The following is a 25,703-nucleotide window of genomic DNA, read 5'->3' on the forward strand; positions in this document are numbered from 1 at the left end:
TAATTTTTATTTATTTTTTAGTTTTTAAAAGCTTTTATCTGCTAATATTTATCAAATTTAGTAGAAATTTTTAATTGGTTGTGCCAAAAACGTCATATCTTTGTAATAGATAATATTAATCAAATGAACATTCAGCAATTGGAATATCTTATCGCTGTCGATAAGTACAAACATTTTGGTAAAGCTGCTCAGGCTTGTTTTATAACCCAGCCTACTTTGAGTGCGATGATACAGAAGTTTGAAGATGAGCTGGATGTAAAAGTTTTTGACAGAACTACCCACCCTATTCGTACCACTGATGTGGGATTGCAAATTATTGATCAGGCGAAAGTTATTATTGAAGCCGTCAACGAGCTTAAAAACAAGGCAAATTTATTAAATAATATTTTAGGCGGAACCATCAATTTGGGAATTATCCCAACGGTTTCATCATTCATCCTACCTACTGAAATTTTTCACTTCCTGGAAGAGAATCCAAAGATTCTGATGAATGTAAAGGAAATGACTACCGATAATATTATTAAAGCATTAAAATCAGGAGAATTGGATGCAGGAATCATTTCTACACCATATGATAATGCCAACGAATTCTATCATGATTTTCTGTTCAACGAAGAGCTGATGATCTATAGTTCTGATACCGAAGCCAATAAAAAAAACACGTTTATTGTTCCTGATGAGTTGAATGTAGAAAAGGTATGGCTTCTGGAAGAAGGAAACTGCTTGAGAAATCAGTTTGAAAACATCTGTCATCTCAAAGAAAACCGATTAAAGCCTAAAAATCTTGAATTTCTGGCGTCTAATATTCAGACTTTAGTTCATATGGTTGATAAAGTAGGTGGAATCAGTATTTTACCGGAACTGGCTTTAAATCAATTATCTGAAGAGCAGAAAAGTAAAGTTTTTAGATTTAAAAAACCATTTCCTTACAGAGAGATCAGCATTATTTATTACAAACCTACTTTTAAACAAAAAATCATCGATGAATTAGGAACTTTTATTAAGAATTCTCTTTCAGAAAAGCTGAATTTTAATAAAAATTCTAAAGATTACGTGAGCATTAAGCCTCAGTAGTCCTTCTTAATATTGATATAAATCATTAATTTCAAGAAAATTATAATTACCGGATAAAAGTTTTGAGTATTAAGAAAATAGTACTTAAATTTGCCAACGTTATTAACGAGGAAAAATTTGACCTGATTGCAACCTCTCTAAAAAAATGCTAAAACAGTATATTCTTTTTAGCTTTTCTGGGCAATTATTCATTTTTTCTTCTACATTTAATCTAAAAAATACAAGAATAATATGTCTTATTTATTTACGTCTGAATCAGTTTCAGAAGGGCACCCAGATAAAATTGCCGACCAGATTTCCGATGCGTTAATCGATAACTTCTTAGCATATGATAAAGCTTCAAAAGTTGCTTGTGAAACATTAGTGACTACAGGTCAGGTTGTTTTAGCTGGAGAGGTGAAATCTGATGCGTATCTTGATGTACAGACGATCGCAAGAGAGGTAATCAACGGAATTGGATATACGAAAGGTGAATATATGTTCAACGGTGATTCTTGCGGAGTAATTTCTGCAATTCACGAACAGTCGCCGGATATCAATCAGGGTGTTGACAGAGCTGTAAACGACGAATCTTTTGAAGCCAAAGCAAATGCACAGGGAGCAGGTGATCAGGGAATGATGTTTGGGTATGCGACTAATGAAACGGCTAATTATATGCCTTTAGCTTTGGATCTTGCACACACTATTCTTAAGGAACTTTCTGCGATCAGGAGAGAAGATTCTGCGATCAAATATCTTCGTCCTGATGCAAAAAGCCAGGTAACCATTGAATATTCTGACGATCACAGACCGGTAAGAATTGATTCTATTGTAGTTTCTACTCAGCATGACGATTTTGCAGCTGAAGAAGAAATGCTGAATAAAATAAGAGAAGACATTAAAAATATTTTGATCCCGAGAGTTGTAGCTTTACAGACTGAAGAAATCAAATCTTTATTCAACGATCAGATCAAATATCACATCAATCCTACAGGGAAATTTGTGATCGGAGGTCCTCACGGAGATACAGGTCTCACAGGCAGAAAAATTATCGTTGATACTTACGGCGGAAAAGGTGCTCACGGTGGCGGTGCTTTCTCAGGAAAAGATCCTTCAAAAGTAGATAGAAGTGCTGCATATGCTACAAGACATATTGCTAAAAATCTAGTAGCTGCAGGTCTTGCTGATGAAGTTTTGGTACAGGTTTCCTATGCAATTGGTGTTGCTGAGCCATGTGGTTTGTACATCAACACATACGGAACTTCAAAAACCGGTTTGAATGACGGCGACATTGCTAAAAAAGTTTCTACAATTTTTGATTTAAGACCTTACGCAATCGAGCAAAATCTTAAATTAAGAAATCCTATCTATCAAGAGACAGCTTCTTACGGTCACATGGGAAGAGAGCATTTTATTGCCGATAAAACTTTTAACAAAGGTCATAAAAATGAGTTGACATTGACAGGTTTGGAATTTTTCACCTGGGAAAAATTAGACAAAGTAGAAGAAATAAAATCCGCTTTTGGAATTTAATCTTTTCTTTTAGATATTTAGACTGCTTTATCTTCATAAGATAAGGCAGTTTTTTTTAAATTTACGTTTTAAATAAATAGGATGAAGAATTTTCGTTGGATATTGGGACTAGTATGTGTATGTTTTCTGAGTGTTTTTACGAAAGCTCAGGTGACCGTACATAAAATGATCAATGTAGGATACGTTTATCAAAATCAGAGTTTTGCTGAAGTAGGAGGAAAATTGCTTTTTCTGAAAACTGATGATGTGATCTACAGGTTAGGAGCTTCTGCAATGATGGGATCTGCCAATTCTGAATTTGCCATCATGCCGAAAGTAAATGCAGATGTTTTGTTAAATTTTGAAAAAAATGTAGACTTTAAACATTCATATTATTTCTTAGCAGGTGTTGAAGGTACCAATAAATATGTAGCTCCAAAAATTGGCCTTTCATTATTTGGGATTTTAGATCTGACGGGAGGGTATGCATTCTCTATTACAGACTCGCGATTAAACGGAAAAGAACTAAAAGGCTTGAATGTTAATTTCACACTAAATATCCCTACAGCATTCTTACATGATATGTTTAAGTAAGTTTTTTTGCATAATTCTTTGAAATATTTAATAATTAGTTAACAGTTATTAAAATTTTATTTATATTTACAACATAATTTAATGCTTATTGATAAGACTTTACTCTAATACACTTGTAGCGAACAAAAAACCTGACAGAATGTCGGGAGACTGTTTTGTCTGCGGGTAAATACTGAGAAACAGAGTCATGAAATCAACAGATAGCCTATTAATTTCTCTTTACCAAAAAGGAGACGAAGAAGCATTATCAACCCTAATACACCGTCATCAAAAAGATCTTTTTTCGTTTATTCTTTATAAAATTAATGACGAAGATTTGGCAAATGACGTTTTCCAGGATACATTTATCAAGATTATTGTTATGCTGAAAGAAGGGCGTTACAATGAAGAAGGTAAATTTATTCTTTGGGCGAAAAGAATTGCACAGAATTTAATTATCGATCATTTCAGAGCAAAATCTAAAAACATCAAAGTTTCTGAAACAACTTTCGATAACGATGAGTTCTCTATTTTTGATTTAATCAGAGAACCCTCAGAGAATATTGAAGACCAGCTTGTAAGCAACCAAATTCAGGAAGATTTACTTAAAATGCTGCAGTGCCTTCCTGAAAATCAACAGGAGGTGATAAAACTCAGGTTTTTCGACGGATTAAGTTTTAAAGAAATTGCAGATCATACAGATATGAGCATCAATACAACTTTAGGAAGGGTTCGATACGCGTTGATCAACTTAAGAAAAATCATGGAAGAGAATAATATTATTCTGACAAGATAATAATTCACACCCTTTCACGTTTTAAAGAAAAAACAATTTTCGCCTATGAAAAATAACGATTCTTTAAAAATGAAATGTTTGAAGCCTAAAAAGCAAACCATCGATTTTTTGCTCAATTATTCAAAAAGTCTTGATGTGGTTAAGATTAAAAATAATCATTATCAACTTTCAAAAAATTAATCATTAATTTTGTGCTGTATGAAAATTCAGCACATTTTTTTTGACCTAGACAATACACTTTGGGACCACCGAAGAAACGCTTATCTCACGATCAAAGATCTTTTCAGTAAACAGGAAATTACTTTAAGATACAATATTGATTTTTCAGAATTTCATTCTGTATACCACGAAATCAACGAAAAGCTTTGGGCGCAGATTAGAGACGGCGAAATAGATAAAGAATATCTCAGAAAACACCGGTTTTACGATACCTTTAATCATTTCGGAATTGACGATCTAGAATTATCAATGTTTTTTGAAGAACATTTCTTAGACCATATTCTTAATTATAATTATCTTGTAGAAAGCGCAGATGTTATTTTGGATTATTTAAAGTCAAAAAATTACACGCTGCATATTATTTCAAACGGTTTCCAGGAAGTTACGGAGAGAAAATGTATACTATCCGGAATTGCGCATTATTTTAATACGATTACAAGCGCAGACTCCGTAGGTATAAGAAAGCCTCATTCTGCTATTTTTCAATATTCATTAAGTTTGGCTGAAGCTAAAAAAGAAGAAAGCATTCTGATTGGCGACGACTGGATTGCGGATGTTGTAGGTGCACAAAATTTTGGAATAGACGTTATTTTCTTTGATGTTCTTAATGAAAACCCTCAACAGGAGAATTTAAAAGCAATTAAGCATCTTTTACAGATAAAGGATTATTTATAATGAAAAATCAGAATATAGAACCGGCAAGTTTTTTCAAAATGATGTCTCTCATCTATAATGCGTTATTAGCTGGAATGATCATTATGGGAGGTATAATGTATCTCATGAATCCTAGTAAAAATTTAGATTTTGATCTTAGTAATCAGCTTTTGGCAATTATGTTGGTTGTTATGGTTACTGGAGTTTTCGGAAGTAATTTAGGATATAATTTTTTAAAAAATAAAATTGACAACAACGATTCAATAGGAGAAAAGATAGCTAAAGTTCAGGGCGCAACCATTGCCAAATTAGCATTTATCGAAGCTCCTGCTTTACTTGGGATCATTCTTTATATGGTAGAGAGCAATTTAGCATTTCTCATGCTTTCTGCAATTATGATTCTTTATTTTTTAGTATTAAAACCATCAAAAGATAAAATATTAGATGATATGAATCTGACTTCAGAAGAAAGAAGAAAATTTTAGATAAAAAAACAAAATCATCGAAATAACAGAATTATTTTATAAAAGTTTCGGCGGCACCAAAGGTGCCGCCGAAACTTTATTCATTAGAGAATGTTTTCAGACTAAATTCCCAAACTTTCTCTTACTCTATGAATGGTCTGCGTAGCAACTGCTCTTGTTTTCAAAGCACCTTCCTGAAGTTTAGCTTCCAGCTCATCAAGATTGTTCATGTAATAAGAAAACCATTCTCTTTCTTTTTCAAATCTTACAAGAATTAAATCTAAAAGTTCTTTTTTCGCATGACCGTAGCCGTAATTCCCGGCTAAATATTTCGCTCTTAATTCTTCTGTCTGTTCTGGTGTTGCGATTAATTCATAAATCGCAAAAGTTTTATCTGTGGAAGGATCTTTAGGTTCTTCCAATGATTTGGAGTCACTTTCAATGCTCATTACCTGCTTTTTCAATTCTTTTTCAGGTAAGAATATATTGATGATATTTCCCCTGGATTTAGACATTTTGTGACCATCTACTCCGGGAACGTATTTTGTATTTTCCTGAAGCTCAGCTTTAGGCAAAACCAAAACTTCACCCATCTGATTATTAAATCTTGAAGCAACATCACGGGCAATTTCCAAATGCTGAAGCTGGTCTTTCCCTACAGGAACGATCTCTGCATCATACAAAAGAATATCTGCAGCCATCAGAATAGGGTAAGTAAACAGTCCTGCATTTACGTCCTGCAGGCGATCTGCTTTATCTTTAAATGAATGCGCTAAAGTCAATCTTTGATAAGGAAAAAAACAGGATAAATGCCAAGATAATTCACAGGTTTCGGGGATGTCGCTCTGTCTGTAGAAAAATGTTTTTTCGGTATCCAATCCGCAGGCAAGCCACGCTGCAGCAATTTCATACGTGTTATTTCTTAATTCTTTTGCATCTTTAATCTGTGTAAGAGAATGCAGATTTGCAATGAATAAAAAAGATTCATTCCCTGTTTGCTTTGAAAGCTCAATTGCAGGAATAATAGCACCCAAAAGATTTCCAAGATGCGGGGTTCCGGTGGCCTGTATGCCGGTAAGAATTCTTGACATTTAAATTTAAATTTAGATTTTAGATTTTAGATTTTCTAAAATTAGTTTACAAAAGTATAAAAGATCTAAGATTCTACAAAGGAATGTTTTCTCTGACTTATTTTATAAAAACCTTCTCCCCACCATATTTCGGTTCAACATCAAAAATAAAATCCCAGAAGACTTTTGCTCTTGCCAGTTTTTCTCTTGCGTTGGTTTTAAAACCTGTATATTTATTAACGTCTTCAGCATTATAACCGAAGGCTTCAATTCCATTTTTTCTAGCCAGATAAACTGCTCGTTCGTTATGAAAACGCTGTGAAATGATGATGTAAGAATTTTGTCCGAAAATTTCTTTAGCACGAATAACAGAATCTAAAGTTCTGAAACCTGCAAAATCCTCAAAGATTTTCTCGGCGGGAATTCCGGCTTTGATCAGTTCGTTTTTCATTTCTTCGGGTTCATTATAATCTTTTCTAGAATTGTCGCCGCTTACAATAATATTTTGAATTTTTCCGGATTTATACAAGTCTACAGCAGACACAATTCGGTTGACGAAATAAGCATTGGGTGAACCATTAGAGAGCGTTTTACTCGTTCCAAGGAGTAGTCCCGTTTTTTTTGTTGGAACTTCTTCGAGGTATTTGGTGATAAAATCATGGCTGTATTTTCCAATAGACCAGTTCGCATAAATGACAAAAATAATTCCTGCCACAAAAAGCAGCAGGAAGATTTTGATTATATTTTTTATAATTTTTCTCATACATTTTGAAACTGAAAAGCTCTACTAAAAGTATGAAATATTTTAAAATTCAAGCCCATTCGGAAAAGCCTTTTTTCTGAAGATCAGTAAGAGCGCAGCTCCCACAGTAATTGCAGAATCGGCAACATTAAAAATATATTTGAAAAATTCGATGTGTTTTCCACCAATAATCGGCCAGCTTTCAGGAACGTTCCAGTCAACTAAAGGAAAATGAAGCATATCAACTACACAGCCTTTCATAAAGTTAGAATAACCTTCGCCAAAAGACGTTATTTTAGAAACTCCACCATAATCAATCCATCGGCCGATACTTTCGTCATAAACAGTACCGCTGTCAAAGATTAATCCATAAAACATTCCGTCAATGATATTACCGATAGCACCGGCAAAAATAATAGACATAGGAATGATCAGATAATTGGAAGCACCCTGTGAAAGCCATTTTTTAAAGAGATAAATCATACCTCCAATTAAAAAAAGTCTCAGAACAACCAAAAGATATTTTCCAATTAGTCCGCCAAAATGAAAACCGTAAGCCATTCCAGGATTTTCTACAAAAGTAAGTTTGAAAAAAGGCAATACAGAAACACTTTCGCCTAGACTGAAGTGAGTTTTCACGTAGATTTTTGAAGCTTGATCTATAAATAAAATAAGAAAAGTAATAAGTGCAATCTTTTTCATTACAAATTCGGCTTTGGTTTATCCTTAAAGTTTTTTACAGGCTTATCTTTTTTCACCGCAGGAGTACGAGGTTCAAAAGTTTGAGTTTTTGCGCCTCTTGTGTGAAATTTTTCATATCGAATTCCCATATCTTTCATCACGCTTTTCAGCGCATTCAGTTCCATTTGATTTTTGGGGTGTACAATTAATGCTTCCATTTTAATTTATTTGAAACGCAGCTATAGCTAAAAGTTTTAGCAACGCTTGATGTTTATGTTAATGATTAGAAAGTTCGTCTAATCTTTTTCTATCTCTTGCAGACAGGTCATTGATTCCGTTTTTACCCATTTTACCGAGCAGTCTGTCGATCTCCTTTTCCCTTTCTCGCTTGTCTGAATTGAATTTCTGATCAATGGTCAGATTCTTTGGTTTATCAGGATAGAATCTATTTTTGATCCGATCTCGGTTAAAATACCACAAAACTGCCACAAGGATAATTCCTAAAATCAAATATTCACTCATAGATATAATTAAAAATTAGGTTTATATAATGTTGTAAAACACCATATAAACCCAATTATTATTTACAAAAATAAGATAAAAATAATTATCTCTGCATATTTTTAGCTTCAATGCTCAAAGTAGCATGCGGAACTGCCAAAAGCCTTTCTTTTGGGATAAGTTTTCCGGTAACCCTGCAAACACCGTAGGTTTTATTTTCAATTCTGATTAAAGCATTTTTCAAATCTCTTACAAACTTCTCCTGTCTTCCGGCCAAAATAGAGTTCTGTTCTTTACTCAGCGTTTCAGCACCTTCTTCAAAAGCTTTGAAAGTAGGTGATGTATCATCAGTTCCGTTGTTTTGATCATTGATAAAGCTTTCTCTGATCAGCTGCAAATCTTTTTCAGCTTTCTCTATCTTATTTTTGATTAACTTCTTAAATTCTTGTAAATCAGAGTCGTTGTATCTTACTCTTTCGTCTTGCATGGTCTTTTTCTTTTTTAATAAAATTATGAAATGGGTTTTGAAAAAACAATAACTAAATATTAAACTTTTTCAACATTTACTTTAAAATTTAGTTCATCGATGTCAATTTCGTTAAAACTTGAAAGTGAAGATACAATTTCTATTTTATTCGACAAGACCTCCGATGAAATATATTCCTCATTTTGCTTAATCTGATCCAAAAACGGTGTGTTTTCTTCCAAAATGATGCTTATTCTGTCAGTTAAATCAAAATCTTTATCTTTTCTGAGATTTTGGATTCTGTTGATAAATTCTCTTGCAATACCTTCAGATTTCAACTCATCAGTCATCTTCAAATCTAATGCCACAGTTGTTTTACCATCAGAAGTTACCGTCCATCCCGGAATATCTTTTGTAGAAATCTCGACGTCAGCCATGGTAATTTCATAGCCCTGAACTTCAATTTTGCCTTCTTTTTCTAAAGATGAAATTTGCTCCACAGTAAGGTTAGTGATCTCATTACCAACCACTTTCATATCTTTCCCAAGTCTTGAACCTAAAGATTTAAAGTTGGGTTTTATTTGTTTTACAATTAAATGTGACGCTTCTTCAGCATTAATTAACTGTAATTCTTTAACATTAACTTCTTGTTTTATTAGTTCTGCAACCGCCAAAATCTGTTCTTCAGTTTTTTTATCCAAAACAGGAATCAATACTTTCTGTAAAGGTTGACGCACTTTTACATTTTCCTTTTTTCTCAGTGAGAAAACCATGCTCGTGATGCTTTGTGCCAAATGCGTTTTTTCAACAAGATCCTGATCGATCAAGCTTTCATCGGCAACAGGAAAATCTGTTAAATGAATAGATTCACATGTTTCTTTTGTTGTCACATTATTCAAATCCTGATACAGCTGATCCATGAAGAACGGAGCGATTGGCGCCGATAATTTGGCAACAGTCTCAAGACAGGTATATAAAGTCTGGTAAGCAGAAATTTTGTCATCAGAATAATCGCCTTTCCAGAAACGTCTTCTGCACAATCTTACGTACCAGTTACTCAAATTATCGTTCACAAAATTGCTGATTGCTCTTGCAACTCTTGTCGGTTCATAATCTTCGTAGAATGCTTTTACTTCTTTGATGAGAAGATTTAATTCAGATAAAATCCATCTGTCAATTTCCGGACGGTTTTCAATGTCTTTTTCAGAATAATTGAATCCGTCTACATTGGCGTACAAAGCAAAGAAAGAATAGGTGTTGTAAAGTGTTCCAAAGAATTTTCTTCGTACTTCATCAATTCCTTCAATATCAAATTTCAGGTTTTCCCAAGGATTGGCATTCGAAATCATGTACCAACGTGTCGCATCCGGTCCATAGACGGCTAAAGTTTCGAATGGATCGACTGCATTTCCCAATCGTTTTGACATTTTCTGGCCGTTTTTGTCCAAAACAAGTCCGTTACTCATTACATTTTTATAAGCAACAGAATCAAAAACGGCTGTTCCTATCGCATGAAGCGTGTAAAACCAACCACGGGTCTGGTCAACGCCTTCCGCGATGAAATCTGCAGGGAAGGCTTTATTGGTGTCAATTAATTCTTTATTTTCAAACGGATAATGCAGTTGTGCATACGGCATCGCACCTGAGTCAAACCAGACATCGATCAAGTCGGTTTCGCGTATCATTGCTTTTCCTGATTCTGAAACTAAAACTATTTTGTCAACGATATTCTTGTGTAAATCAACCAAAGAGTAGTTCTCTTCAGACATATTTCCGATCTCAAATCCTTTGAACGGGTTTTCTTTCATCAATCCTGCTTTGATTGATTTTTCGATTTCATTATACAATTCTTCTACAGAACCGATGATGATTTCTTCCTGTGCTGAACCTGTTGAAGGATCTGTTCTCCAGATTGGCAACGGGATTCCCCAGTATCTGGCGCGGGAAAGATTCCAGTCATTCACGTTTTCAAGCCAGTTAGCAAAACGGCCTTCTCCTGTAGCTTTTGGTTTCCAGTTGATTTCTTTATTTAAATCTACCAAACGATCTTTTACAGCCGTCATTTTCACGAACCAAGAATCTAACGGATAATATAAAAGTGGCTCATCAGTTCTCCAACTGTGTGGGTAACTGTGAACGTATTTTTCAACTTTAAAAGCTTTATTTTCTTCTTTTAAACGAATGGCGATTTCTACATCAACAGATTTTTCTGGTGCTGTTCCTGCGTCGTAATATTCGTTTTTCACATATTTACCTGCGAAATCTCCCATTTGCGAAGTAAACTTTCCTTGCATATTTACCAACGGAACTGGATTCCCAAATTCATTTAAAACCAACATTGGCGGTACTTCAGGGGTCGCTTCTTTGGCAACTTTCGCATCATCAGCACCGAAAGTAGGCGCAGTATGAACGATTCCTGTACCGTCTTCCGTTGTAACAAAATCTCCTGAAATAACTCTGAAAGCATTTTCCGGATTTTGGTAAGGTAAAGTGTAGGGCAATAATTGCTCATATTTTATTCCAACCAAATCAGAACCTTTGAATTCCCCAAGAATCTGGAAAGGAATGGTTTTGCTTGATGAAGTATAATTGGCAAAATCTTCGTCGGTTCCTTCGATGAATTTTTTTCCGAACTGCTTTCCAATCAAAGGTTTAGCCAAAACAATGTTGATCGGCTCAAAAGTATATTGGTTGAATGTTTTTACTAAAACATAATCAATTTTTGGTCCAACTGTTAAAGCGGTATTTGAAGGTAATGTCCATGGAGTGGTGGTCCATGCCAAGAAATGTACATCTCCAAAACCTTGTAAAAATGAAGGCAATGTTTCTGGAAGTGTTTTGAACTGTGCGACAATCGTTGTGTCGGTCACGTCACGGTAAGCTCCCGGCTGGTTGACTTCGTGAGAAGAAAGTCCGGTTCCTGCTTTCGGAGAATACGGCTGGATCGTGTAGCCTTTATACAACAAATCTTTGCTGTACAATTGCTTCAACAACCACCAAACCGTTTCCATATATTTTGATTTGTAGGTGATATACGGATCTTCAAGATCAACCCAATAACCGATTTTTTCAGTCAGATGATTCCAGACATCGGTGTACCGCATTACCGCTTCACGACAGGCTTTGTTGTAATCTTCAATCGAAATTTTTTTGCCAATATCTTCTTTCGTGATTCCGAGTTCTTTTTCAACTCCTAATTCTACAGGAAGTCCGTGCGTATCCCAACCCGCTTTACGGAAAACCTGTTTCCCGTTTTGAGTCTGATAACGACAGAAAATATCTTTTAACGCTCTTGCCATCACGTGGTGAATTCCGGGCATCCCGTTTGCTGAAGGCGGACCTTCATAAAATACAAACTCCGGATTTCCTTCACGGGTTTCCACACTTTTTTCAAAGGTTTTATTGGCTTTCCAAAATTCCGCAACATTCTCGGCTACGTCTATCAGGTTGAGGTTTTTATATTCTTTAAATTGGCTCATTGTAATTTATCAATTGTGATGATTAATCAAGTTGGCAAATTTAGTGATTTTTGTCGGTTTATAATATATGTTTTATTTTGATTCGGATTATTGAAAAGTTTGCGAAAATTGAAGCGTTTTTGAAAGTGAGTTGTAAATGGTTAAATGTAAATTTTCAAATTGTCTTACTAATAAAATCTGTGATTTTCATCAATAGGAGCGGGCTTTAGCCCGCTTTCAATATGGATATATAATTGGCTTTAGCCAAAACTTACTTTACTCTCGCAGATTTTTAATTTAATCTAAAAAGATCATCTGTGAAAATCTGTGCAATCTGCGGGAACAAAATTTCACATCCGACTTTTAATTTTAATTTAAATAAATTTGTAATCTAAATTTAAACTATTGGAACTCTATCCTTCAATCGAAAAATCAAGTATTCAGGAAATAAAAATTTTTCAGGAAGAAAAACTTCAGGAGCTTTTGAAATATTTGGAAGCAAATTCACCATTTTATCAGAAGTTATTTAAAGAAAATAATATTCTGGTTTCTGAGATTCAAACTTTGGTAGATTTACAGAAAATCCCGACGACTTCAAAGAATGACATTCAGCAGAATAATGAAGATTTTTTCTGTGTCTCGAATGATAAAATTGTTGATTACAGCACAACTTCCGGAACTTTGGGAGATCCTGTAACGTTTGGTTTGTCGGATAATGATCTTGAAAGATTAGCTTATAATGAAGCCATTTCTTTTGCCTGTGCAGGAATTCAGAAGGGTGATGTTGTACAGATGATCACAACGATTGATAAAAGATTCATGGCAGGTTTAGCTTATTTTTTAGGTTTAAGAAAAATGGGAGCAAGTGTTGTAAGAATGGGGCCCGGAATTCCTGAGCTTCAATGGGATTCAATTTTTAGATACAAACCAAAGTACTTAATTACCGTTCCTTCATTTCTTTTAAAAATGATTGATTACGCCGAGAAACACGGAATTGATTATGAAAACTCAAGCGTCTATGGAGCGATTTGCATTGGTGAAAGCATCAAAAATCAGGATTTTACTGATAATATTCTTTCACAAAAGATAAAAGAAAAGTGGAATATTAAATTATTCTCAACGTACGCTTCCACAGAAATGAGCACCGCGTTTACAGAATGTGAATTTCAAATCGGGGGACATCAACATCCGGAATTGATTATCACAGAAATTCTTGATGAAAATGAGAAGCCTGTAAAAGAAGGTGAAAGTGGAGAGTTGACCATCACAACTTTAGGTGTTGAAGCACTTCCTTTGTTAAGATTTAAAACGGGAGATTTAGTTAAAGCGCATTACGAACCTTGTCATTGCGGCAGAAATACAATGAGATTAGGTGCTGTAGTTGGGCGGAAACAGCAAATGATCAAATATAAAGGAACGACTTTATATCCACCAGCAATGAATGATATTCTGAATGATTTTGACGGGATTTTATGTTACCAGATTGTGATTCAGTCAAATGAAATTGGTTTGGACGAAATTATCATTAAACTGAGTGCAGAAAGAGAAGATGAAAGTTTTGAAAATGAAGTAAGAGATCATTTCAGGGCAAAATTAAGGGTAAGCCCGAAAATCGAGCTGATAGATTTTGAAATTTTATCGAAAACAGTTTTTAATCCAAACAGCAGAAAACCAATCAACTTTATTGATTTAAGATAGTTTAATCAAATGAAAAGGAAATATTATGTTTTAATTAAAATAAAATTTGTGCAGTAATATTATCTTTGCTGACATAACAATTAAACTATGAAAAAACTGTTATTAATGCTTTTCGTAAGCATGTGCATGATCGCTTATTCACAAAAAATAACACTTGTATCCGGAGATTTTTCTGTTCTTAAAGATCAAACCGAAGTGAACGTAGAATTGGTTTTTGATAATGTCTTGTTTCAGGCAGAAAATTTGAGCGAGACTAAATATCTTGAAAATCGCAAAAATGAGATCTTAGCAAATCCAAAGAATAGTAAAGATGATTGGGTAAAATGGAATGATGAATGGACAGCTTTTAAAGAAACTAAGTACATAGAAAAATTTTTAAAAGGAATAAATCATAAATCTAAAAAAATTGTTTTTAAAAATAATATTCAGTCCAAATATACTCTTGTAGTAAAAACACGTTGGATTTATGCAGGTTGGTCAGGAGGATTCGTGATGCAGCCCGCAAAACTTACAAGCGAAATTAAATTAGTAGAAACAGACAATCATTCAAAAATTTTATTTAACGTAGATTCGCCTATGATAGAAGGTGTTGGAATCAGAGAAAATCCTAATAAAGAATACATAATGGAATATGGAAGGATTTCTGTTGCTTATGAAAAAACAGGTAGACTCTTGTGGAAAGATATTGCAAAGCAAAATAAATAGTAAATTTCTTAGTACAAAATTTCTAGAGATTTTAACAAAAAATAACCTCTTAATAAACATAAAAACGGTCTGGAAATTTTCAGACCGTTTTTTTATGATTGTACTTTTTCAGTTTTTATAAACTCTGCAAGATTCTTTATCGCTGTATCGTGTATTCTTACAAATGTATTTTTTTTGTCCCAGACATAACCTGCTAAAACTGCGCAGATTTTTCTCTTCACATCAGGATTTTCCGGTTGGTGGAAAAATAATTCCTGTAGATTTCCGGTGTACCATTCTTTCACATAGGTTGTAAAAACGTTGACTCCGTATAAAATATAATCAGCAAATTCTGTCTGCCAATCGACTTTCTCGCCGTTTAACTGTCTTATCGCCAATTTTGCTGCGGTCATTCCGCCTTCTGTTGCGAATGCCATTCCAGATGAAAAAACGGGATCGAGAAATTCTGAGGCATTTCCCGTCAAGGCAAATCCATCACCGAATAATTTTTTCACTGAACAGGAATAATCTTTCAAATGTTTTGGTTCAAATAAAAATTCTACACCGCCAAAACGTTTTACATAATAATCAGAAAGAGAAATTGCTTTTCTTAATGCTTCTGCTGTATCTCCGTTTTCAGATAATTGATCAATATATTCAGTAGGACCCACAATTCCCACACTTGTATTTCCATTGGAAAAAGGAATTACCCAAAGCCAAACCTCGGTTTCAATAATATCAAAAGAGATCAAAGTTCCTTCTGTTCCTTCTTCTCTGTTGACGTCTTCAACATGAGCAAAAATTGCAGAATGCGGAGAAAGTTTTGAAGGTTTTTCTAAATCTAAAAGTCTTGGCAAAACTCTTCCGTAACCACTAGAATCGATGACAAATTTTGCGTGGATTTCTTTTGTTTCGCCTTCTTTATTTTTTACGGTGGTAATAGAATCAGTTCCGTTAAATTCAATTCCGATGACTTCAGTTTCAAACTCAAGATCAACTCCTTTATTGATGACCTCATTGGCTAAAGCCTGATCAAAATCAGCTCTGGGAACCTGCCACGTCCAATCCCAGCCATCACCGAATTTGTCACTAAAATCAAAAAGACAAACTTCATCACCTCTTAAAAAACGGGCACCCAATTTTTTCTCGAAACCTATTTTGTCTAAAGCCGGAAACAATCCTGCTTCTTCAAAATGGTCCATCACGCGCGGAATAAGGCTCTCGCCAACAACCAATCGCGGGAATTTAGTTTTTTCAACAACTTTTACATTGATATTATTCTTCTTTAGATAAGAAGAAGATACGCATCCGGAGGGCCCGGCCCCGATTACAAGTACATCAACAAATTCTTTGCTCATCTTTGGTTTTTATTTTAAGAATAACTTATATCTTTGCCGCAAAATTAGTGACAATAAATCATATTTTTACAAAATTATATATTATTACTTTTAATTGATGAAAATAATTAACTTTTTAGAACTGAAAGATTTTCAGAGAATCATTATAGAAAATGAAAATATAGAACTGGATGAGGTGCTGCTCAATCGTGTGAACGAAAGTTTTCAGTTTTTGAAAGAATTTTCAAAGAATAAAGTAATTTATGGTGTCAATACAGGTTTCGGTCCGATGGCACAATTTAAAATCAGTGACGAAGATACCCATCAATTACAGTATAATTTAATCAGGAGCCACTCTTCCGGTATCGGAAACCCACTTCCGGCAGACGAAGTGAAAGCCTGTATGCTGGCAAGATTAAATACATTATCTCTTGGAAATTCTGGCGTTCATGAGTCTGTTGTTTTTTTACTTAAACAATTGATAAACAAAGATATTATACCGCTGATATTCGAGCACGGCGGAGTAGGAGCTAGCGGTGATCTGGTGCAATTAGCACATCTTGCTTTGGTTTTAATAGGTGAAGGTGAGGTTTTCTATAAAGGGGAAAGAAAATCAACCAAAGAAGTTTTCGAAACTGAAGGTTTAGAACCAATTAAAGTAGAAATCCGTGAAGGTCTTGCTTTGATGAACGGTACTTCTGTCATGTCAGGAATTGGTATTGTTAATGCTTACAAAGCCAACCAATTAACTGAAATTTCAATTAAATTATCTTGTGCGATTAATGAGATTGTTCAGGCGTACGACGATCATTTATCGGAAGCTTTGAATGGAACAAAACTGCATTTAGGGCAGCGGAAAATCGCTGAAAAAATGCGTAATCATTTATCTGACAGTAAATTAATAAGAAAAAGAGCCGACCATCTATATACTCATTTCGAAGAGCAGGAAAAGGTTTTTAAAGAAAAAGTTCAGGAATACTATTCTTTGCGATGTGTTCCTCAGATCCTGGGACCCGTTTTAGATACTCTGGAATACACGGAGAAAGTTCTTGAAAACGAGATCAATTCCGCAAACGATAATCCGATTATAGATGTTGAAAATCAGCATGTATATCATGGCGGAAACTTCCATGGTGATTATATTTCATTGGAAATGGACAAGCTGAAAATTGTCGTGACAAAATTGACTATGCTGGCTGAAAGACAATTAAATTATCTGTTAAATTCAAAAATCAATGAAATCTTACCTCCGTTTGTTAATTTAGGTAGATTAGGTTTCAATTTCGGGATGCAGGGCGTTCAGTTCACGGCAACATCAACGACAGCAGAAAGTCAGATGTTATCAAATTCTATGTATGTTCATAGTATTCCTAATAATAATGATAATCAAGATATTGTAAGCATGGGAACTAATGCTGCTGTGATTTGCAGAAAGGTGATAGAAAATGCTTTTGAAGTGTTGGCAATTGAAGCCATCACTATTGTTCAGGCAATTGATTATCTTGATTTTAAGGACCAAGTATCATCTTCTACCAGAGAATTGTACGATGAGATTAGAAAAATTATTCCTACTTTTTCAAATGATATGGTAATGTATCCATATTTAGAAGAAGTGAAGAAATATTTAAAGACCATGTAATTATTTGTCAAATAAAAAACTACTACTAAACAATATTAACATCTACACATGAAATGTGCAATCATAACAGGCGGCTCCCGAGGTATTGGAAGAGCCATCTGTATCAAACTGGCTGAAGAAAAAAGTTATCATATTTTAATCAACTATACTTCTAATGAAGCTGCAGCAAAAGAAACCTTAGCCAAAGTTGAAGAATTGGGTTCTACAGGAGAAATACTTAAATTCGATGTAGGAAATGCCGAAGAAACCAAAGGAGTCTTAAATATATGGCAGGAAAATAATCCGAAATCTGTTGTTGAAGTGATTGTAAACAATGCCGGAATCACCAGGGACGGATTATTCATGTGGATGCCAAGTGAAGATTGGAACTCAGTGATCAACACCAGTTTAAACGGTTTTTATAATGTGACCAATTTCTTTATTCAGAAGTTGTTGAGAAACAAATACGGAAGAATTATCAATATGGTTTCAGTTTCCGGAGTGAAAGGAACCGCCGGGCAAACTAATTATTCAGCTGCAAAAGGCGCTTTGGTTGGAGTTACAAAAGCCCTTGCTCAGGAAGTTGCCAAAAGAAATATCACGGTAAACGCTGTTGCTCCAGGTTTCATTAAAACCGATATGACGCAGGATTTTAATGAAGACGAACTGAAAGCTATGATCCCTGCAAACCGATTTGGCGAAGCTGAAGAAGTAGCAGACTTGGTCGCATTTTTAGCATCAAAAAAATCTTCGTACATCACAGGAGAAATTATTAATATTAACGGAGGAATTTATTCATAAATCAGGTGGCGGATAAAAGGAAACAATTGTTGCAACTTAATGTCTAAAACCTACAACCTAAGTTTAAATGGAAAATAGGGTAGTTATAACCGGAATGGGAATTTATTCTTGCATCGGAACTTCTTTGGAAGAAGTGAAAGAATCCCTGTATCAAGGTAAATCCGGAATTGTTTTAATTGATGAAAGAAAAGAATTTGGTTTCAGATCTGGTCTCAGCGGAGTTGTCCCAAAGCCGGATTTAAAAAATCTTCTTAACAGACGCCAGCGTGTGAGCATGGGCGAAGAAAGCGAGTATGCCTACATTGCAACGTTTGATGCTTTAAAGCAAGCTAATATTGACCAAGATTTTTTAGACAATAACGAAGTCGGAATATTATACGGAAACGACAGCGTCTCTAAGGCAGTTGTAGAATCTATCGACATCGCAAGAGAGAAAAAAGACACTTCTTTAATGGGTTCTGGTGCGATTTTCAAATCGATGAACTCTACGGTCACCATGAATCTTTCTACCATCTTCAAATTAAGAGGAATCAATTTGACAGTCAGTGCGGCCTGTGCAAGTGGTTCTCATTCCTTGGGATTGGCTTATATGATGATCAAAAATGGTTTTCAGGATATCATTGTTTGTGGTGGTGCCCAGGAAACCAATAAATACTCGATGGCAAGCTTCGATGGTTTGGGTGTATTTTCAGTAAGAGAAAATGAGCCCACAAAAGCTTCCAGACCTTTCGATTCTGACCGGGATGGCCTAATTCCCAGTGGCGGAGCGGCCTCTTTAATTGTCGAAAGCTTAGAATCGGCGCATAAAAGGGGTGCAGCTATTTTAGGAGAAATTGTTGGTTATGGTTTTTCTTCCAATGGTGGCCATATTTCTACCCCGAATATAGACGGTCCTGCTTTGGCAATGAATCGGGCTTTGAAACAGTCAGGTCTGGAGGTAAAAGATATTGATTATATCAATGCTCATGCGACTTCCACACCTATTGGTGATGCCAATGAAGCAAAAGCAATTCACGAGATTTTCGGGAATGAAGTGCCTGTAAGCTCTACAAAATCGATGACCGGGCACGAATGCTGGATGGCAGGAGCAAGCGAAGTGATTTATTCAATACTGATGATGCAGAATGATTTTATTGCGCCAAATATCAATTTAGAAAACCCCGATGAAGAAGCCAAAAAGATTAATTTAATCTCTGAAACTAAAAATCAAAAAATTGACGTATTTTTGTCGAATTCTTTCGGATTTGGGGGAACCAACTCCGCATTAATTGTTAAAAAATTTGATTAAACAAATGGAAAGAGAGAAAATTATTACAATTGCTAATGATTTTTTGATCAACGAATTTGAGGTTGATGAAGATGAAATCAGCAGCGATGCAAATTTCAAAAAAACTGTGGGCTTAGACAGCTTAGATTATATAGATATGGTAGTGGTCATTGAGTCTAATTTTGGAGTGAAATTAGGTGAGGCAGATTTTAAAAACATCGTCACTTTCAACGATTTCTACTCGGTAATAGAAAATAAAATCATTGAGAAAAGCGCTTAATATCAATTAAATATTTACTCCTCAGTAATGTAACAATGTATCAATCTAGCAGTTTACCAATGTTTAAAATATTGTTGCACTGATTCATTGTTAATTTAAAATTATGAATAAGTGGAAAGGAAAATCTAAAGGTACCATCTTAGGATACAGAATTTTTGTATGGTGCATTAGAAATATCGGAATCAGGAGTTCATATTTTGTACTCTACTTCGTAGCAGCATACTATTCTTTCTTCGAAAAAAAAAGCAATCAGTATATTTCTTATTATTTTCAAAAGAGACTAAACTACGGGTATTTTAATTCAAAAATTTCAATTTTCAAAAGCTACTTTACCTTCGGGAAAATTCTCATTGATAAAACGGCAATTTCTGTTGGGTTAAGAAACCGGTTTACTTATGAATTTGACGGAGTAGAGAATCTTAAAAATCTTCTTACCGAAAAAAAAGGCGGTATTCTAATCAGCGCCCATATCGGGAATTTCGAAATTGCAGAATACTTTTTTGCAGATATTGATTTTGATTGTCAGATCAATCTGGTGACAACAGATCAGGAAGTTACAGCAATAAGAGAATATATGGACAGTATTGCTGTCAAAAAAAGCTCCATTAAATTTATCTATGTAAAAGATGATATGTCGCATATTTTCGACATCAATGAGGCTTTATCAAAAAATGAACTGATTTGTTTCACAGGAGACCGCTATTTTGAAGGTTCAAAATTCCTCGAAGCCGGTTTACTTGGAAAAAGCGCTAAATTTCCGGCTGGCCCTTTCTTGATAGCCTCCAGACTAAGTGTTCCTGTGGTGTATGTGTATGTAATGAAAGAGAAAAACCTTCATTATCATTTGTATGCCAGAGTAGCGCAAGAGGTTAAAAAACGCGATGCACCTGGGCTTTTAAGCTCATATACCCAAAACCTTGAATCAATGGTTCAGAAATATCCGCTTCAATGGTTCAACTATTTTGATTTTTGGGATGATGTAGAATGATTCTTTTCTTAGGCAGCTTTATCCGTTCTCCGTTCCCGCTTTTTTATTTCTAACGCTTAACCCTTCCAAAATAAAAAGAACTCCACTCGGGCCGGGCTGCAAGCAATCGACATAAAATGATTATGTACATAGAAAGATGATAGAATCTTTGTAAAAAGATACTTCCTTTTGAAGTATTTTAAAGATATTATTCTAAACTGTTTCATAAACTTTTGTACCTTTTGTGGTTAAAACCAGCAATCAAATTTGAAAAAAAATTACGACATATTGGTCATTGGCAGCGGATTGGGAGGTCTAGTTTCGGCACTTATTCTGGCGAAAGAAGGATTGAAAGTCTGTGTACTTGAAAAAAACAATCAATATGGAGGCAACCTGCAGACATTTTCAAGGGATAAACTTATTTTTGATACCGGTGTTCATTATATTGGTGGACTTTCAGAAGGGCAAAATCTTCGTCAGTTTTTTTCTTATTTAGAAATTATTGATGGTCTCGAGCTTCAGAAAATGGACGAAAACGGCTATGACAAAATCACCTTTGAAAATGATGATGTAGAATATCCTCATGCACAAGGATATGCTAATTTTGTAAAGCAGCTCGCAGTATATTTTCCGGAAGAAAAAGAAAATCTGGAAAATTATTGTGAAGAAATCCAAAGAGTTTGCAACAGTTTTCCAAGGTATAATGTGGTGGGAAAAGACAACTATAGCGAAGAAATTCTGCATTTAAATACCAAAAGGCTGCTAGAATCGATTACTTCAAACGAAAAGCTCCAGGCAGTTTTGTTGGGTTCAAATTTTCTTTATGGCGGAGATTCTGAAAATATACCTTTTTATATACATGCGCTGACGGTAAATTCTTACATTCAAAGTGCTTATAAATGTATAAAAGGCGGAAGTCAGATTTCAAAGATACTAATTAAAAAGCTGCGTGAATATGGAGCAGAAGTTTATAAACATGCTGAGGTTTCAGAAATGATTTTTAGTGAAGATAATGTGCTAACTTCAGTTAAAACCAAGTCGGGAAAAGAATATACAGCTAAAAAATTTATCTCCAATATCGAAATTCGTTCGGTAATTCGCTTAATTGGAGAAAAAAGGCTCAAAAAAACGTTTCTCAACAGGGTTTTAAGTTGGGAACCAGTTTCTTCCTGCTTCAGCGTTTATTTGGTTTTAAAACCTAACACAGTTCCTAACTTTAATTATAATATTTTCCATTATTCTTCTAAAGAGCTGGTTTGGAACGCATTTCACTATAAAAAAGAAAACTGGCCGGAAACCTATATGCTTTCGTCTACACCCTCAAAGCCTCATGGTGAATTTGCGGAAAGTTTAACTGCTATTTCGTACATGAATTTTGATGAGGTTGAAGACTGGCAAAATACCATAAATACCATTGCATTTGAGCAGGAAAGAGGTGATGCATACGAAAAATTTAAAACAGAAAAAGCAGAGAAGATGATTGATGCTTTGGAAAAGAAAATTCCGAGTCTTAGAAATTCCATTAAGAACATCTACACTTCTTCACCACTTTCGTATCGCGATTATATCGGGAGTTTTGAAGGTAATATGTATGGTTACATTAAAACTTCCGAAAATCCTTTAAAGACAATGGTTTCTCCACGTACAAAGATTGATAATTTATTCTTAACAGGGCAATCTGTTAATATGCACGGGATTTTAGGATGTACAATTGGTGCTTTTAATACCTGCGCAGAAATTTTGGGAAAAGAAGTGATTGATGAACGTCTTACACAAATGATTAATAAAAATAATGGTAAAAAAGGAAAATAATATACTGGCTTTTGTCATTCTGAATGAAACGAACTGCAGTGGAGAATCTCAACAAGTAAAGAAAGATTCTTTCTTTTGTCAGAGTAACAAGTGTTGGAAAATAAATACATTATTCTATTTATTGATAACAATAAATTTAATCTCCTGCGGTGTCAGAAAATCAATAAAACATACTCCCGATGTACAACAATATGCTTTAGAAATCCCAAAAATTAGTAATCTAAATGACTCGACTTTTTCATTTAATGAAAATTATTTAACTAAAAATAAGCAACAGCTATGGGAGCTGTACATCAAAGGTAGTCCTTTACAATTGGGCTATAACAACGGAGCTCTGACACAAAATTTAATGCAGAAACAGGAAGAGATTTTCTTTTCAAAAGTTGAAGGATTTGTGCCGTCAAAATTTAAACAGAATCTTCTACGTGGTTTGTTGAAGTGGTATAATAGAAAAATGTATCTGAATGTGAGGAATGATTTTCAGGCAGAATTATACGGTTTGTCTCAATACTCATCGGATAAATATGATTTTATTGCTCCAAAATTCAGAAGGGCAATGTATTTGCACGGCGCGCATGATATTGGTCACGCGATGCAGGATTTAATGGTGGTTGGCTGTACTTCGCTCGCGGTCTGGAATGAAAATACCGAAGACGGAGACTTGCTGATCGGAAGAAATTTTGACTTTTACGTTGGTGATGATTTTGCTAAAAATAAATTAATAGAATTTGTAGAGCCTGACGAAGGAATCGCCTATATGTCGGTAAGCTGGCCAGGAATGATCGGTGTAGTGTCGGGGATGAATAAGGAAGGTCTAACGGTAACAATCAATGCAGGAAAATCTAAAATTCCGTTGACTGCAAAAACACCGATTTCTCTGGTTACAAGAGAAATCCTTCAATATGCAAAAAATATTGATGAAGCAGTTGCGATTGCCAGAAAACGAAAAGTTTTCGTTTCAGAATCTATTTTGGTTGGAAGTGCAAATGATAAAAAAGCGATTATCATTGAAGTTTCACCTAAAAATTTTGGGGTATACCAGGTAAATAATACAAGCAAAGTTTTTTGTACGAACCACTTTCAGTCTGACGCTTATCAAGATGATAAAAGAAATCAAAAGCATATTGTCGAAAGCCATTCAGAATACCGCTACGAGAAACTGCAGGAGCTTATACAGGTAAATACAAAACTAAATCCTGAAAAGCTGGCTTCTATCTTAAGAGATAAGTCAGGCTTAAAAAATAAAAGTATTGGCTACGGAAATGAGAAGGCGATTAATCAATTGTTAGCGCATCATGCGGTCATATTTTCACCTGAAAAAAAAATGGTTTGGGTTTCGTCAAATCCTTACCAATTGGGCGAATTTGTCTGTTATGATCTAAATGAGATTTTCTCTGATGAAAGATTGAAAGATGGTAAATTTGCAAAATCTGAACTGAATATTGCAAAAGATCCTTTCGTAGATTCTAAGGAATTTCAGGATTATGAGAAATTTAAATTTTTAAGTTCTGAAGTTGAGAAAGCAATTGATGGTAGAATTCTTCTCACAGATAATTTTTTGATGAATTATCAATCTTTAAACAAGGATTTCTGGTGGGTTTATTACCAAACCGGGAAATATTATTACAAAGTAAAGGAATATTCAAAAGCGAAAAGTGAATTCGAAAAAGCTCTGACGAAAGAAATTACGACGGTTCCAGATAAGCAAAGTGTGGAGAAATATTTACATAAAACTGTGAAAAAATTAAGATAGAAGCTGATAAACCCTGACTGCGCAATGTTTAATTCCATTAACTTTTTTTAGAGTTTCGGCGGCGGCATAGCCGCCGCCGAAACTCTAAAAAAATACTGGCAGTAAATTAGTTCTATAAAAATCAATTATTCTTAGGACGCATTTTATTCAGAAAAAAGAAAGTAAAAGCTCCGCTAATGAAAGACATTGATGTGGCCAAAATCAAGCTCCCGATCACATATTGAAGAAGATTGTTTTTTACCAGATCAAAATTGAATTCCTGATTAAAAATATCGCCTTCTCCGGCAACGAAAGGAGCTCCCAAAAAAAGTGATACCGCAATAATTAAAGGAATAAATGGCGGTAAGCTCACATTAGAAGCAACGAATGCCAAGACTTTATTGAGTTTAAACAAAACCGATAAAGAAATTACTAAAATGGTATGATAGCCTCCAAAAGGCAAAAAACCTACAAAAACTCCTAGTGCTATAGAAAATGCTTTTACACGTGGGGTACCTTCGCTTTCTAAAATATCTTCCTGTATGAATCTTTTTAAACTTTTCTTCCTGAAGTTGTGAATAAAATTTCTCGGAATAATGAAAAATAAAGTAATAATCACCAAAATTATATTCAAAATGCTGATTCGTGTGAAATCTTTAAAAGGTCTGAAGTGCGTAACTCTTTCCGCAGGATCATACAAAACCTTGATCGGGACGTTTTTAATAGGAATTCGCCTCCATGCTGTTCTTACAATGATTTCAATTTCGAACTCAAATTTTGGTGTGAAATATTTTTTAGGAATTTTTTGTAAAGGATATAACCGGTAACCAGATTGGGTGTCTTCCAAGTGAATTCCGGTTTCAAACCAAAACCAAAAATTAGAAAAACGGTTTCCGAAGCTGCTTTTCTTAGGAATTCCATCTTGTGACATGTTTCGGTTTCCTATCAATAAAACATCTTGGTTTTCATCCAATAAAGCTTCCGTAAAAACAGGAATGTCATCCGGATAATGCTGTCCGTCAGAATCGATTGTTATGGCGTAATTGAAACCTAATGTAATTGCTTTTCTGAAGCCAATTTTTAAACCATTTCCTTTTCCTTTGTTTTCGGGGAGATGAATAACAGTGATTTGACTGTAATTTTTTAAAATATCTGAAGTGGAATCTGTAGAGCCGTCATTGACGACAATGATATTTTTGGCATATTCTAAAACCCCGTCTATCACTCTTCTCAGAGTTTTTTCGTTGTTGTAGGTAGGAATTAAAACGCAGATTTTCTTTTCTTTAATTACGTTTTGAACTTCAGAGAGAATCATGAT

24 protein-coding genes are annotated in these 25,703 nt (G+C 34.7%); 15 read left to right on the top strand and 9 right to left on the bottom strand.

What is annotated here, in order from left to right; translation table 11 throughout:
* Positions 1–123: 123 nt before the first annotated feature.
* From K0U91_RS07755 to K0U91_RS07780, 6 genes are all read left to right on the top strand, one after another.
* On the top strand, positions 124–1,074 hold the full coding sequence (locus tag K0U91_RS07755) for a LysR substrate-binding domain-containing protein (RefSeq protein WP_219969635.1): 951 nt from the start codon (positions 124–126) through the stop codon (positions 1,072–1,074).
* Between the two features lie 231 nt (positions 1,075–1,305).
* A complete protein-coding gene (gene metK, locus K0U91_RS07760; RefSeq protein ID WP_219969634.1) occupies positions 1,306–2,586 on the top strand; it encodes a methionine adenosyltransferase in 1,281 nt (426 codons plus the stop codon).
* Between the two features lie 81 nt (positions 2,587–2,667).
* Positions 2,668–3,159 carry a hypothetical protein gene (locus K0U91_RS07765; RefSeq protein ID WP_220178998.1) on the top strand — a complete coding sequence of 164 codons (492 nt, stop codon included), beginning with the start codon at positions 2,668–2,670 and terminating at the stop codon, positions 3,157–3,159.
* Positions 3,160–3,346: 187 nt separating this feature from the next.
* Positions 3,347–3,934 carry an RNA polymerase sigma factor gene (locus tag K0U91_RS07770; protein WP_219969632.1) on the top strand — a complete coding sequence of 196 codons (588 nt, stop codon included), beginning with the start codon at positions 3,347–3,349 and terminating at the stop codon, positions 3,932–3,934.
* Between the two features lie 198 nt (positions 3,935–4,132).
* Positions 4,133–4,828: a YjjG family noncanonical pyrimidine nucleotidase gene (locus K0U91_RS07775; RefSeq protein WP_220178999.1), complete on the top strand. Its 696-nt coding sequence runs from the start codon at positions 4,133–4,135 to the stop codon at positions 4,826–4,828.
* Positions 4,828–5,292, top strand: coding sequence for a hypothetical protein (locus K0U91_RS07780; RefSeq protein ID WP_220179000.1), 465 nt, complete (start codon positions 4,828–4,830; stop codon positions 5,290–5,292). The genes K0U91_RS07775 and K0U91_RS07780 overlap by 1 nt, the downstream gene beginning before the upstream one ends.
* A 101-nt stretch (positions 5,293–5,393) precedes the next feature.
* Here K0U91_RS07780 and trpS read toward each other — a convergent pair whose 3' ends face one another.
* From trpS to ileS, 7 genes are all read right to left on the bottom strand, one after another.
* Complete coding sequence (gene trpS / locus K0U91_RS07785; protein WP_220179001.1) at positions 5,394–6,362, bottom strand: tryptophan--tRNA ligase; 969 nt, start codon at positions 6,360–6,362, stop codon at positions 5,394–5,396.
* A 97-nt stretch (positions 6,363–6,459) separates the two neighbouring features.
* Positions 6,460–7,104, bottom strand: a complete 645-nt coding sequence (locus tag K0U91_RS07790) for a SanA/YdcF family protein (RefSeq protein WP_220179002.1) — start codon at positions 7,102–7,104, stop codon at positions 6,460–6,462.
* Positions 7,105–7,146: 42 nt separating this feature from the next.
* The gene (locus tag K0U91_RS07795; RefSeq protein ID WP_220179003.1) at positions 7,147–7,785 is read right to left on the bottom strand and encodes a lipoprotein signal peptidase; all 639 of its coding nucleotides are present in this window, start codon (positions 7,783–7,785) and stop codon (positions 7,147–7,149) included.
* Complete coding sequence (locus K0U91_RS07800; RefSeq protein WP_219969626.1) at positions 7,785–7,982, bottom strand: DUF2683 family protein; 198 nt, start codon at positions 7,980–7,982, stop codon at positions 7,785–7,787. The genes K0U91_RS07795 and K0U91_RS07800 overlap by 1 nt, the downstream gene beginning before the upstream one ends.
* A gap of 58 nt (positions 7,983–8,040) precedes the next feature.
* Positions 8,041–8,286 carry a DUF6576 domain-containing protein gene (locus tag K0U91_RS07805; protein WP_219969625.1) on the bottom strand — a complete coding sequence of 82 codons (246 nt, stop codon included), beginning with the start codon at positions 8,284–8,286 and terminating at the stop codon, positions 8,041–8,043.
* An 85-nt stretch (positions 8,287–8,371) separates the two neighbouring features.
* On the bottom strand, positions 8,372–8,752 hold the full coding sequence (locus K0U91_RS07810; RefSeq protein WP_219969624.1) for a TraR/DksA family transcriptional regulator: 381 nt from the start codon (positions 8,750–8,752) through the stop codon (positions 8,372–8,374).
* A 59-nt stretch (positions 8,753–8,811) separates the two neighbouring features.
* Complete coding sequence (gene ileS, locus K0U91_RS07815) at positions 8,812–12,210, bottom strand: isoleucine--tRNA ligase (RefSeq protein ID WP_220179004.1); 3,399 nt, start codon at positions 12,208–12,210, stop codon at positions 8,812–8,814.
* 384 nt (positions 12,211–12,594) lie between these two features.
* Here ileS and K0U91_RS07820 point away from each other — a divergent pair, with 384 nt between their 5' ends.
* Together K0U91_RS07820 and K0U91_RS07825 are read left to right on the top strand one after the other, a co-directional pair.
* Positions 12,595–13,887 carry a phenylacetate--CoA ligase family protein gene (locus tag K0U91_RS07820; protein ID WP_220179005.1) on the top strand — a complete coding sequence of 431 codons (1,293 nt, stop codon included), beginning with the start codon at positions 12,595–12,597 and terminating at the stop codon, positions 13,885–13,887.
* An 87-nt stretch (positions 13,888–13,974) separates the two neighbouring features.
* Positions 13,975–14,592, top strand: a complete 618-nt coding sequence (locus K0U91_RS07825) for a hypothetical protein (protein ID WP_220179006.1) — start codon at positions 13,975–13,977, stop codon at positions 14,590–14,592.
* A 92-nt stretch (positions 14,593–14,684) separates the two neighbouring features.
* On the opposite strand, the gene K0U91_RS07830 is transcribed toward K0U91_RS07825, so the two are convergent.
* Positions 14,685–15,929 (bottom strand): NAD(P)/FAD-dependent oxidoreductase, encoded by a 1,245-nt coding sequence (locus K0U91_RS07830; RefSeq protein WP_220179007.1) that lies wholly within the window; start codon positions 15,927–15,929, stop codon positions 14,685–14,687.
* 97 nt (positions 15,930–16,026) lie between these two features.
* Between K0U91_RS07830 and K0U91_RS07835 the strand changes: the two genes are divergently transcribed.
* From K0U91_RS07835 to K0U91_RS07865, 7 genes are all read left to right on the top strand, one after another.
* Positions 16,027–17,547 carry an HAL/PAL/TAL family ammonia-lyase gene (locus K0U91_RS07835; RefSeq protein WP_220179008.1) on the top strand — a complete coding sequence of 507 codons (1,521 nt, stop codon included), beginning with the start codon at positions 16,027–16,029 and terminating at the stop codon, positions 17,545–17,547.
* A gap of 48 nt (positions 17,548–17,595) precedes the next feature.
* Positions 17,596–18,327: a 3-oxoacyl-ACP reductase FabG gene (gene fabG / locus K0U91_RS07840; protein WP_219969618.1), complete on the top strand. Its 732-nt coding sequence runs from the start codon at positions 17,596–17,598 to the stop codon at positions 18,325–18,327.
* A 67-nt stretch (positions 18,328–18,394) separates the two neighbouring features.
* Positions 18,395–19,615 (top strand): beta-ketoacyl-[acyl-carrier-protein] synthase family protein, encoded by a 1,221-nt coding sequence (locus tag K0U91_RS07845; RefSeq protein ID WP_220179009.1) that lies wholly within the window; start codon positions 18,395–18,397, stop codon positions 19,613–19,615.
* Between the two features lie 4 nt (positions 19,616–19,619).
* Entirely contained in the window at positions 19,620–19,874 is a 255-nt protein-coding gene (locus K0U91_RS07850; protein WP_219969616.1) for an acyl carrier protein, read from the top strand.
* A 103-nt stretch (positions 19,875–19,977) separates the two neighbouring features.
* Positions 19,978–20,862, top strand: coding sequence for an LpxL/LpxP family acyltransferase (locus K0U91_RS07855; protein ID WP_220179010.1), 885 nt, complete (start codon positions 19,978–19,980; stop codon positions 20,860–20,862).
* Between the two features lie 246 nt (positions 20,863–21,108).
* On the top strand, positions 21,109–22,653 hold the full coding sequence (locus K0U91_RS07860; RefSeq protein ID WP_220179011.1) for a phytoene desaturase family protein: 1,545 nt from the start codon (positions 21,109–21,111) through the stop codon (positions 22,651–22,653).
* A complete protein-coding gene (locus tag K0U91_RS07865; protein ID WP_220179012.1) occupies positions 22,634–24,406 on the top strand; it encodes a C45 family autoproteolytic acyltransferase/hydolase in 1,773 nt (590 codons plus the stop codon). The genes K0U91_RS07860 and K0U91_RS07865 overlap by 20 nt, the downstream gene beginning before the upstream one ends.
* Before the next feature lie 121 nt (positions 24,407–24,527).
* On the opposite strand, the gene K0U91_RS07870 is transcribed toward K0U91_RS07865, so the two are convergent.
* Positions 24,528–25,700 carry a DUF2062 domain-containing protein gene (locus K0U91_RS07870; protein WP_220179013.1) on the bottom strand — a complete coding sequence of 391 codons (1,173 nt, stop codon included), beginning with the start codon at positions 25,698–25,700 and terminating at the stop codon, positions 24,528–24,530.
* Positions 25,701–25,703 lie beyond the last annotated feature (3 nt).

It is taken from the genome of Chryseobacterium sp. LJ668, assembly GCF_019613955.1.
Lineage (GTDB): Bacteria > Bacteroidota > Bacteroidia > Flavobacteriales > Weeksellaceae > Chryseobacterium.